Origin of the sequence: Pseudomonas sp. PDM22 (genome assembly GCF_014851965.1) — a bacterium.
Classification (GTDB): Bacteria; Pseudomonadota; Gammaproteobacteria; order Pseudomonadales; family Pseudomonadaceae; genus Pseudomonas.
Genome location: NZ_JACVAR010000012.1, coordinates 54384 through 65818, shown reverse-complemented (window position 1 = coordinate 65818; position 11435 = coordinate 54384). Strand labels below are relative to the sequence as shown.

At 65.9% G+C, this 11435-nt stretch carries 9 protein-coding genes; 6 read left to right on the top strand and 3 right to left on the bottom strand.

Annotated elements, in window-relative coordinates:
* Positions 1-6: 6 nt before the first annotated feature.
* Together IB255_RS29705 and IB255_RS29700 are read right to left on the bottom strand one after the other, a co-directional pair.
* Positions 7-465, bottom strand: coding sequence for a (2Fe-2S)-binding protein (locus IB255_RS29705; protein ID WP_081516800.1), 459 nt, complete (start codon positions 463-465; stop codon positions 7-9).
* A gap of 440 nt (positions 466-905) precedes the next feature.
* Entirely contained in the window at positions 906-1925 is a 1020-nt protein-coding gene (locus IB255_RS29700) for a zinc-dependent alcohol dehydrogenase family protein (RefSeq protein ID WP_081516799.1), read from the bottom strand.
* A 313-nt stretch (positions 1926-2238) separates the two neighbouring features.
* On the opposite strand from IB255_RS29700, the gene IB255_RS29695 reads away from it, so the two are divergent.
* The 6 genes from IB255_RS29695 to IB255_RS29670 all read left to right on the top strand — a co-directional run bounded on the left by IB255_RS29695 (position 2239) and on the right by IB255_RS29670 (position 10169).
* Complete coding sequence (locus tag IB255_RS29695; RefSeq protein WP_017517481.1) at positions 2239-3153, top strand: LysR family transcriptional regulator; 915 nt, start codon at positions 2239-2241, stop codon at positions 3151-3153.
* Positions 3154-3409: 256 nt separating this feature from the next.
* Entirely contained in the window at positions 3410-4645 is a 1236-nt protein-coding gene (gene mexE, locus IB255_RS29690) for a multidrug efflux RND transporter periplasmic adaptor subunit MexE (protein WP_081516798.1), read from the top strand.
* Between the two features lie 109 nt (positions 4646-4754).
* Positions 4755-7958 (top strand): efflux RND transporter permease subunit, encoded by a 3204-nt coding sequence (locus tag IB255_RS29685; RefSeq protein ID WP_081516797.1) that lies wholly within the window; start codon positions 4755-4757, stop codon positions 7956-7958.
* A gap of 5 nt (positions 7959-7963) precedes the next feature.
* Positions 7964-9391, top strand: a complete 1428-nt coding sequence (locus IB255_RS29680; RefSeq protein ID WP_081517066.1) for an efflux transporter outer membrane subunit — start codon at positions 7964-7966, stop codon at positions 9389-9391.
* Positions 9392-9656: 265 nt separating this feature from the next.
* A complete protein-coding gene (locus IB255_RS29675) occupies positions 9657-9851 on the top strand; it encodes a hypothetical protein (protein WP_081516796.1) in 195 nt (64 codons plus the stop codon).
* Between the two features lie 117 nt (positions 9852-9968).
* Positions 9969-10169, top strand: coding sequence for a hypothetical protein (locus tag IB255_RS29670; protein ID WP_045207810.1), 201 nt, complete (start codon positions 9969-9971; stop codon positions 10167-10169).
* A gap of 54 nt (positions 10170-10223) precedes the next feature.
* Here the strand turns inward: IB255_RS29670 and IB255_RS29665 are convergent, their stop codons facing one another.
* Positions 10224-11432, bottom strand: a complete 1209-nt coding sequence (locus IB255_RS29665) for a CynX/NimT family MFS transporter (protein WP_081517065.1) — start codon at positions 11430-11432, stop codon at positions 10224-10226.
* Between the last annotated feature and the right edge of the window lie 3 nt (positions 11433-11435).

The following is an 11435-nucleotide window of genomic DNA, read 5'->3' as shown; positions in this document are numbered from 1 at the left end:
CGGTCCTCAAGCCAGGGTCTGGGCGGCGTCGTGGATGGCCGCGCGGATCCGCGCATAGGTGGCGCAGCGGCAGATGTTGCCGCTCATGGCGGCGTCGATGTCAGCGTCGCTGGGCTTCTTGTTCGAAGCCAGCAGCGCAGTGGCCGACATGATCTGCCCGGACTGGCAGTAGCCGCACTGCACCACGTCGAGCTTGCGCCAGGCCTCCTGCACCGCCTTGCCGGCGGCTTGCTCGGCCACCGCCTCGATGGTGGTGATTTTCTTGCCGGCCACCGCCGCCAGCGGGGTGACGCAGGAGCGCGTCGGCTGGCCGTCGATGTGCACGGTGCAGGCGCCGCACAGCGCCATGCCGCAGCCGTACTTGGTGCCGGTCAGCCCGGCGACGTCGCGGATGGCCCAGAGCAGCGGCATCTCACCGGGGGCGTCGAGCTCGTGGTCCTTGCCGTTCAGGTTCACGGTAATCATCAGGAATTTCACCTCTTTCACTGGGTGATAAAAAACAGGGTCTTGAAAGGGAGCCAAGCGCAGCGGCTCCGGCACGCAATGGATTCAGCCTAGGCGCAGCGGCCGGCAGGTGCCGCGACGATACGCGAGGAAGGCGCCGAGCGGTTTGCCTGGTTCTCCCGAGGCTTGCCTGATACTGCGGGGGATATCGCGGTGTATAGAGGCCTCTACTCCGAAGCTTTGCGGCGGACGAGTACAACTCGGAAAACCCATGCTGCTTCTCGTAGGATGGCGTGGAGCGCAGCGATACCCATCAATCCTGCGCGGCGACAGCATGGGTATCGCTTAGGCTCCACCCATCCTACATTTCAGCAAGCCTTTAACCGTCGCCGGGGTAGCGATAATGGGCGCGCACAAAAAAGCCACTCCGAAGAGTGGCTTTTTCAGCTACCGATGACGGATCACTCCGGCATCTTCATCACCACACGGCCGCCGCCCGGGCAGGTTTCCATGTAGTAGTTGGCGTCGCGGTACTGGGCGAAATCGAACACCCGGTCGATGCTCGGCTTGAGCAGCTGGTCGGCGGTCATCTGGTTGATCGCGGTCAGCGCCCGTTGCACGGCTTCGTCGTTGCGGGTCAGGCCGATCTCCGGTTGCCCGGTGAAGTCCAGCACGCAGTGGCGGTAGAACTGCAGGTGCTTCTTGAACGCCGCGCAGGCCGGGAAGGCTGCGTCGTTGCCGCCATTGATGCCGTAGAGGATCAGCTTGCCGCGCGGCGCGGCGACGTCACCCAGCAGTTTCATCTGCGGGCCGGCGCACTGGTCGAGGACGATCTCCACGCCTTCACCCTTGGTGAAGCGTTCGACTTCCAGCACCAGGTCCTGCTCCTCGGTGTAGATGATCTTGTCCGCACCCAGGCCCTTCAGAAACTCGCGGGTTTCCTCATGGCTGGTGGTGGCGATCACCTGGGCGCCGAGCGCCTTGGCCAACTGTACCGCCTGCGGGGCTAGGCAATGACCGGCCTCGGTGATCAGCACGCGCTGGCCGGGCTTGATCTGCGCCAACTCCACCAGAGCGAAGTAGGAATACAGCAGGCCGGTGTAGTGCACGGCGGCTTCGACCGGGGTCAGCACCTCGGGATAACGGGTCAGCGAGGTGCGCGGCACGATGACGTGGTCGCCCCAGGCCGGGTACAGGTTCGGCGAGTTCGCCGGGAAACTGGCCACCGCCACGCCGGGCTCGAGGTCTTCAACGCCCTCGCCCACGGCTTCGACGATGCCGGAGAGTTCATAGCCGATGCCCGCCGGCAGCTTGGCCTGATCCGGGGCGAGGTTCTGCCGCCAGAGCACGTCGCGCCAACTGACGCCCAGTGCCTGGGTACGGACCAGCACTTCACCCGGCCCCGGCTGCGGGGTCGGCATTTCCTCGATCTTCAGGACCGAGGCGTCACCGAACTGGTGGAAACGGATCATGCGGGACATCACATACCTCGCCTTAGTAGTGCTCATAGCCACGGACTCTATCCGGGCTTTAGGGGTGACGCCACCGTTCACCATTGATAATTGACATAAACGCCGATGATTCGGCCCGCGTTGAAAGCCTTGTCCGGCGCGGCTGCAAGGCTCTGCGACGGGGCTGCGGGAGGGAACGGGGCAGCTCTGTTCCTACAGAGTCTGACCACACTGCCGGGGCGAGATTCTCATTAAAAAAGTGGAAATTGATCAAGGACTTATCTGACAGACTTGACTCAGGACACGCTCGGCCCCACTTTTCCCCCATCGCCAGGGAGTCCCTATGAACCGCAACGACCTCCGCAAGGTTGATCTCAACCTGTTGATCGTTTTCGAGACGCTGATGCATGAACGCAGCGTGACCCGCGCCGCCGAGAAGCTGTTCCTCGGCCAGCCGGCGATCAGTGCGGCCCTGGCACGCCTGCGCGGTCTGTTCGACGATCCGCTGTTCGTCCGCACCGGGCGCAGCATGGAGCCTACCGCGCGGGCGCAGGAAATCTTCGGCCACCTCTCGCCGGCGCTGGACTCCATTTCCACCGCCCTGAGCCGCGCCGCCGACTTCGACCCGGCCACCAGCAAGGCGGTGTTCCGCATCGGCCTGTCCGATGACGTGGAGTTCGGCCTGCTGCCGCCGCTGCTGCGCCGCCTGCGCTCCGAGGCGCCGGGGATCACCCTGGTGGTGCGCCGCGCCAACTACCTGCTGATGCCGCAACTGCTGTCGTCCGGAGAAATTTCCGTAGGCGTGAGCTACACCGACGAGCTGCCGGCCAACGCCAAGCGCAAGACCCTGCGCCGCAGCACCTGGAAGATCCTCCGTGCCGACTCGATTCCCGGTGCGCTGACCCTCGATGACTACTGCGCGCGGCCCCACGCGCTGGTGTCCTACGCCGGCGACCTGGACGGCTTCGTCGACCAGACCCTCGCCGAGATGGACCGCAAGCGCCAGGTGGTGCTGGCCGTGCCGCAGTTCGTCGGCCTCGCCCAGTTGCTGGCCGGCACCGACATCATCGCCACCGTGCCCGAATACGTGGCCCTGGCGCTGACCGCCGCCGGCGGCCTGCGCGCCGAGGAGCCGCCCTTCCCCACCCGCCTGGCCGAGCTGTCCATGGTCTGGCGCGGCGCCCAGGACCAGGACCCGGCCGAGCGCTGGCTGCGCTCGCGCATCACCATGTTCGTGGGTGATCCGGACAGTCTCTGACACCCGACAACCGATTCAACCTGCAGGAGCGCGCCATGCGCGCGATCGCGGGCATGGCCCGCTCCTACAGGGGAACGCGCGCTCGCGGCAATCCCCGTGCCCACTCCTTCTATCTATTCCTGCGCATAGTGCAAAAGCATTTATCACTGCGCGTGATAATCAAAATCTGCTCGTTCGATTAGTTCCCGGGCGCCCCCTTGCGCAGACTCCGCTCCATCAGAAATCCCAAAACCAATTAGATCGCCGGAGTATTTCCATGGAGCGAAATCTGAACACCTTGCGTATTCCGTTGGCGTTGGCCGCCGTGCTGGTTCTCAGCGCCTGCGGCAAGGGCCAGGAAGCGGCGCAGAACATGGCCGCCCCCAAGGTCAGCGTGGCGGACGTCATCGAACAACCGATCAACGAATGGGACGAGTTCACCGGCCGCCTGGAGGCTCCTGAGTCCGTCGAACTGCGTCCGCGCGTCTCCGGCTACATCGACCGCGTCGCCTTCCGTGAAGGCGCGCTGGTGAAGAAAGGCGACCTGCTGTTCCAGATCGACCCGCGGCCGTTCCAGGCCGAGGTCCATCGCCTGGAAGCCCAGCTGCAACAGGCTCGCGCCAACCAGACCCGTACCGTCAACGAAGCGTCCCGTGGCGATCGCCTGCGCGCCACCAATGCCATTTCCGCGGAACTCGCCGACGCCCGCACCGCCGCCGCCACCGAGGCGAAAGCCGTGGTCGCCGCGACCCAGGCGGAACTGGACAACGCCCGCCTGAACCTGTCGTTCACCCAGGTCACCGCGCCCATCGACGGCCGCGTCTCGCGCGCCGAGGTCACCGCCGGCAACCTGGTGAACAGCGGCGAAAGCGTGCTGACCACCCTGGTTTCCACCGACAAGGTCTACGCCTACTTCGACGCCGACGAACGCGTCTACCTGAAGTACGTCGACCTCGCCCGCAAGGGCGGCCCGGACGCCCGCGGCACCAGCCCGGTGTACCTGGGCCTGACCGGCGAGGACGGCTTCCCCCACCAGGGCCGCCTGGACTTCCTCGACAACCAGGTCAACCCCAAGACCGGCACCATCCGTGGCCGCGCCGTGTTCGACAACGACGCCAACCAGTTCACCCCCGGCCTGTATGCCCGCATCAAGCTGGTCGGCAGCGGCACCTACCCCGCCGCGCTGATCAAGGACGAAGCGGTCGGCACGGACCTGGGCAAGAAGTTCGTGCTGGTGCTCGACAAGGACAGCAAGGTGCAATACCGCGGCATCGAGCTGGGCCCGAAACTCGAAGGCCTGCGTATCGTCCGCAGCGGCCTGGTGAAGGGCGACCGCATCGTGGTCAACGGCCTGCAACGGGTTCGCCCGGGCGCCCAGGTCGACGCCCAGGGTGTCGAGATGGCCAGCAAGGAAACCCTCGCCAACCTCGAAAGCCAGCGTCGTGCGCTGGAGAGCTTCGAGGCACCGAAGGTCGCCGAGAAATCGGCCAGGCCGGGTGCGCCGCGCGGCTGACCCCAACCCGTAATCCATGAACTGATGTACCAGGCCCTGTCCCACCAGGGCCTTGGGTGACCTTTGTCCCGGGTTTGGCGAACCGCAGCGTTCGCGACAGGAACCAGCCATGAACTTTTCGCAATTCTTCATCCAGCGGCCGATCTTCGCCGCCGTGCTGTCGCTGATCATCCTGATCGGCGGGGCCATCTCGCTGTTCCAGCTACCGATCAGCGAATACCCCGAGGTCGTGCCGCCCACCGTGGTGGTGCGCGCCAACTTCCCCGGCGCCAACCCCAAGGTGATCGGCGAGACCGTCGCCGCGCCGCTGGAACAGGCCATCACCGGCGTCGAGAACATGCTCTACATGTCCTCGCAGTCCACCGCCGACGGCAAGATGACCCTGACCATCACCTTCGCCCTGGGCACCGACCTGGACAACGCGCAGGTGCAGGTGCAGAACCGTGTGACCCGTACGCAGCCCAAGCTGCCCGAGGAAGTCACGCGGATCGGCATTACCGTCGACAAGGCCTCGCCCGACCTGACCATGGTCGTGCACCTGACCTCGCCGGATAACCGCTACGACATGCTCTACCTGTCCAACTACGCCATCCTCAACATCAAGGATGAGCTGGCGCGCCTGGACGGCGTGGGCGACGTGCAGCTTTTCGGCATGGGCGACTACTCCCTGCGTGTCTGGCTGGACCCGAACAAGGTCGCCTCGCGCAACCTGACCGCCACCGACGTGGTCGCCGCGATCCGCGAACAGAACCGCCAGGTCGCCGCCGGTTCGCTGGGCGCCCCGCCCTCGCCGAGCGACACCAGCTTCCAGCTGTCGATCAACACCCAGGGTCGCCTGGTCACCGAGGAAGAGTTCGAGAACATCATCATCCGCAGCGGCCCGGACGGCGAGATCACCCGCCTGAAGGACATCGCCCGCGTCGAACTCGGCTCCAGCCAGTACGCCCTGCGCTCGCTGCTGGACAACCAGCCGGCGGTCGCCATCCCGATCTTCCAGCGCCCCGGTTCCAACGCCATCGCCATCTCCAACCTGGTGCGCGAGAAGATGGCCGAGCTGAAGAAGGACTTCCCCCAGGGCGTGGACTACTCCATCGTCTATGACCCGACCATCTTCGTCCGCGGCTCCATCGAAGCAGTGGTGCACACCCTGTTCGAAGCCCTGATCCTGGTGGTGCTGGTGGTCGTGCTGTTCCTGCAGACCTGGCGCGCCTCGATCATCCCACTGGCCGCCGTGCCGGTGTCGCTGATCGGCACCTTCGCGGTGATGCACGCCTTCGGTTTCTCGCTCAACGCGCTGTCGCTGTTCGGCCTGGTACTGGCCATCGGCATCGTGGTGGACGACGCCATCGTGGTGGTGGAGAACGTCGAGCGGAACATCGGGCTGGGCCTCACCCCCATCGAGGCGACCAAGCGCGCCATGAAGGAAGTGACCGGGCCGATCATCGCCACCGCGCTGGTACTGTGCGCCGTGTTCATCCCTACCGCGTTCATCTCCGGCCTCACCGGGCAGTTCTACCGGCAGTTCGCCTTGACCATCGCGATCTCCACGGTGATCTCCGCGTTCAACTCGCTGACCCTGTCGCCAGCGCTGTCCGCCGTGCTGCTCAAGGGGCACCACGAGCCGAAGGACCGCTTCTCGGTGCTGCTGGACAAGCTGCTGGGCGGCTGGCTGTTCCGTCCGTTCAACCGCTTCTTCGACCGCGCCAGCCACGGCTATGTCGGCACCGTCACCCGCGTGCTGCGTGGCAGCTCGATTGCGCTGCTGCTGTATGCGGGGCTGATCGGCCTGACCTACCTGGGCTTCTCCAGCACCCCGACCGGCTTCGTGCCGCAGCAGGACAAGCAGTACCTGGTGGCCTTCGCGCAACTGCCCGACGCCGCCACGCTGGACCGCACGGAAGCTGTGATCAAGCGCATGTCGGAAATCGCCGGCAAGCACCCGGGCATCGAGCACACCGTGTCCTTCCCCGGCCTGTCGATCAACGGCTTCACCAACAGCCCCAACAGCGGCATCGTCTTCACCCCGCTCAAGGACTTCAGCGAGCGTAAAGGCCCGGGCATGTCGGCCAACGAGATCGCCGCCGAGCTGAACAAGCAGTTCGCCGATATCCAGGACGCCTACATCGCGATCTTCCCGCCGCCGCCGGTACAGGGGCTGGGCACCATCGGTGGCTTCCGCCTGCAGATCGAGGACCGTGGCAACGCCGGTTACGAGGAGCTCTACGCGCAGACCCAGAACATCCTCAACAAGGCCCGCGCGCTGCCGGAGCTGAACCCCATGTCGGTGTTCACCAGCTACCAGGTGAACGTGCCGCAGGTGGATGCCGCCATCGACCGCGAGAAGGCCAAGACCCACGGGGTGGCGATCAGCGACATCTTCGACACCCTGCAGGTCTACTTAGGCTCGCTGTACGCGAACGACTTCAACCGCTTCGGCCGCACCTACCAGGTGAACGTCCAGGGCGAGCAGCAGTTCCGTCTCGAACCCGAGCAGATCGGCCAGCTGAAGGTGCGCAACAACCTGGGTGAAATGGTTCCGCTGGCGACCTTCATCAAGATCAGCGACACCTCCGGCCCCGACCGCGTGATGCACTACAACGGCTTCATCACCGCCGAGATCAACGGCGCTGCCGCACCGGGCTACAGCTCCGGCCAGGCCGAGGCTGCCATCGAGCGCCTGCTCAAGCAGGAGCTGCCCAATGGCATGACCTACGAATGGACCGAGCTGACCTACCAGCAGATCCTCGCCGGCAACTCCGCGATCTACGTGTTCCCGCTCTGCGTGCTGCTCGCCTTCCTGGTGCTGGCCGCGCTGTACGAGAGCTGGGGCCTGCCGCTGGCGGTGATCCTGATCGTGCCGATGACCCTGCTGTCGGCCATCGCGGGCGTGATCCTGTCCGGTGGCGACAACAACATCTTCACCCAGATCGGCCTGATCGTACTGGTGGGTCTGGCGTGCAAGAACGCGATCCTGATCGTCGAGTTCGCCAAGGACAAGCAGGACGAAGGCATGGACCGCCTGAGCGCGGTACTGGAAGCCTGCCGCCTGCGTCTGCGGCCGATCCTGATGACCTCCATCGCCTTCATCATGGGCGTGGTGCCCCTGGTGCTGTCGTCCGGCGCCGGCGCCGAAATGCGCCATGCCATGGGTGTCGCGGTGTTCTCCGGGATGCTCGGCGTGACCTTCTTCGGCCTGCTGCTGACCCCGGTCTTCTATGTGCTGATCCGCCGCTTCATGGAAGCTCGTGAGGCGAAGAAACAGGAACGCGCCGCCCTGAGCCACACGACCAATAACGAGGCCCACCAGGCATGAGCGTCATGACCATCAATGCTGTGAGCAAGAGTGCCGTGAAACTGTTCGTCCCTTCCCTGCTCGCGCTGGCCCTCAGCGCGTGCATGGTCGGCCCCGACTACCAGAAGCCGGACACTGCGCCGGCCCAACTGGACAGCAACGCCCAGGCGCAGAACTACGACCGCACCCGCTTCGAAGACGCCTGGTGGAAACAGTTCGATGACCCGGTGCTGACCCAGCTGGTCGACCAGGCCCTCAAGGAAAACCGCGAGCTGCGCGTGGCCTATGCCCGCGTGCTGGCTTCGCGGGCGATCCGCGACGACGTTGCCAATGACCGTTTCCCCACGGTCACCAGCCGCGCCGAAGGCCAGGTTGGCAAGGGCCAGGTGCCCGGCCAGACCGAGGACCGGGTGAACCAGGAGCGCTACGACCTGGGCCTGGACATGATCTGGGAAGTCGACCTGTTCGGCCGCGTGCGTCGCCAGCTGGAATCCAGCGACGCGCAGAGCGAAGCCATAGTCGCCGACCTGCAGCAGTTGCAGGTCAGCCTGATCGCCGAGCTGGCCGATGCCTATGGACAGCTGCGCGGTGCGCAACTGCGCGAGAGCATCGCCAAGAGCAACCTGGACAACCAGCGCGAGTCCCGTGATCTGACCATCCAGCTGCGCGACGCCGGCGTCGGCAGCGAACTGGACGTGCAGCGTGCCGAAGCGCGCCTGGCTTCCACCGAAGCCAGCGTGCCGCAACTGCAGGCCGAGGAAGTACGCCAGCGCAACCGCATCGCCACCCTCCTCGGCCAGCGCCCGGACGCGCTGAGCGTGGACCTGTCGCCGAAGAAACTGCCGGCCATCGCCAAGGCCCTGCCCATTGGTGATCCGGGCGAGCTGCTGCGTCGCCGGCCGGACGTCGCCTCCGCCGAACGCCGCCTGGCGGCCGCCACCGCGGACGTGGGCGTGGCCACCGCCGACCTGTTCCCGAAAGTCAGCCTCGGCGGCTTCCTCGGCTACACCGCCGGGCGTGGTTCGCAGATCGGCTCGTCCGCCGCCAGCGCCTGGGGCGTGGGCCCGAGCATCACCTGGGCGGCCTTCGACCTGGGCAGCGTGCGGGCCCGCCTGCGTGCCTCCAAGGCCGATGCCGACGGCGCCCTGGCGACCTACGAGCAGCAGGTCCTGCTGGCGCTGGAAGAGTCGTCGAACGCCTTCAGTGACTACGGCAAGCGCCAGCAGCGCCTAGTGTCGCTGGTGCGCCAGTCCGAAGCCAGCCGCAATGCCGCGCAACAGGCCGGCCTGCAATACCGCGAGGGCACCGTGGACTTCCTCAACCTGCTGGACGCCGAGCGCGAACAGCTGGCCGCAGAGGACGCCCAGGCCCTGGCGGAAGTCGACGTGTATCGCGGCATCGTGGCGATCTACAAGGCCCTTGGCGGCGGCTGGCAGCCGACGCCGGCAGCCTGATCGATCCTCCCCGGTCGGGAATCTCCCGACCTTCTGACCCCGCGGTCTGACGCTCCGGACCGCGGGGCTTTTTTATGCCCGCCGCCAGGCAGTTCCCGCGCAGCCGGTCACTTTCTGCCCCACGCAGGCAAGCCCCAAGGACGCCGGTTCGAGAATCTGTCAGAAACCCAGATGTCGATCAGTGTTTTCCGATAGCAAATAAAAATAAGCTGAAGCCGGTTCGAATTCAGAATTCACTGACATCAAGAATCAGGGAAGCCGCTCAGTGCTCAACAACGAGGTCGAGAGAAGTCCACCATCCTCCGGCGACAGCGAGCTGTGCCGGCTCCTCCTCGGCGTCAGACGCGGCGAGGTCATCCACCCTCGTTTGAAGTGGCTGCTGGTACACCTCGGATTCGCCGAACGGCGCGGCCTGCAGCTTGCCCTCACGGGCAAGGGCCGGCTCCTGCTGGAGACCTGAGCTTGGGCTGAGCGCCGCGGGCCGCTATGATCCGGACCGACTTGCCAGGGATCAAAGGAGTTCGGTCCTGCTCTGGCCTAGACTCTCTATATCGGATATTTCAGACAAGGACACGCCGTGGACGCCACTGCCCATTTCATCCCGCTGGACCCCACGTCTCTCTTCATCACCCTCGGCATCATCGTCTTCGGCATGTTCATGCTGGGCATCGGCTTCACCATCCGCCAGCGCCCAGTGGGCGTGTTCCTGATGTGGGTCGGCACGCTGAGCATGCTGTCGATCATTGCCTACCGCATCTACATCGCTACCTCGGTGTAACGATGCAGGCAAAAAAATGGCGCCCTCGGGGCGCCATTTTCGTTTCAGCCAGCCTCAGTGCTGCATCGCCCGCGCATAGCCTTTGGGCGAGAAGCGCAGGGTCACGCCCAGCATCAGCACCACCGACACCGCCAGCAGGACCCAGGAAGCCTGGAAGCTGCCGGTACTGTCGCGCAGCCAGCCGGTGACGTAAGGCACGATGCCGGTGACGATGAAGCCAATGCCCTGCACGAAGGCCGCCAGGCGCCCGGCTGCGCCGGCGTCGGCAAGGTGGTCCAGGGTCAGGGTCAGGCTCAGGGCGAAGCAGGCGCCCAGGCCGTAGCCGATCATCGCTACCCAGATGCCCGGCAGGTGCAGCGGCGCGCAGATCAGCCCGACGAAGCCGGCGAGTTGGATCAGCAGGCACAGGCACAGCCAGCCACGGCGATCCAGCGAGCGGCGGATCAGCAGCGGGATGGTCAGCGCGGCGATCACCTGGAAGATGGTCATCAGGCCGATCAGCTGGCCGCTGGCCTGGGCCGTCCAGCCAAGCTGGCGGTAATACACCGGCAGCCAGGCCACCATGCTGGTGTAGCCGCCGTTGATCAGGCCGAAGTACAAGGCCAACAGCCAGGCGCGACGGCTGCCGAAATAGTGCTGCACCTTCTGCCTGGGCGGCGCGGCCACCGGCGTCTCGCGCGGGCGGGCGACGGACCACAGCAGCAGGCCGACGACAGCCAGCAGCAGCCAGGCGCCAAGGCCGTCCTGCCAGCGGTGGAAGTGCTCCGATACCACCGGCGCCAGTACGGCCGCGCTGCCGCCGCCGGCCATCAGCGATGCCGAGTACAGGCCCATGGCGGACGGCACCTTGTGCGGGAACCAGCGCTTGATCACGCCCGGCACGAACGCCTGGATAACCGCCACGCCGCAGCCCGCCAACACCGCGCTGGCGATCAGGGCGAAGCCGCTGTCCAGCAGCAGCCGCCAGAAGCAGGCCGCGCCAATGGCCAGCAGGCCGAGCACCATGCCGCGGCTCTCGCCCAGGCGCGGGCCGACCCACGGCAGGCCCAGGGCGAACAGGCCCATGCACAGCACCGGCAACACCGTCAGCATCGACAGGCCCTGGAAGCCCAGGCCGGTGGCATCGTGGATATCGGCCAGCAACGGGCCGATGGAGGTGAGGATCGGCCGCAGGTTGATGCCCAGTGCGACGATCACCAGCAGGCCGATCCAGCCGGCGTGGCTGCTCTGCTCCGCCGACTCTCCCTGCGCCGGCAGGCTCATGCC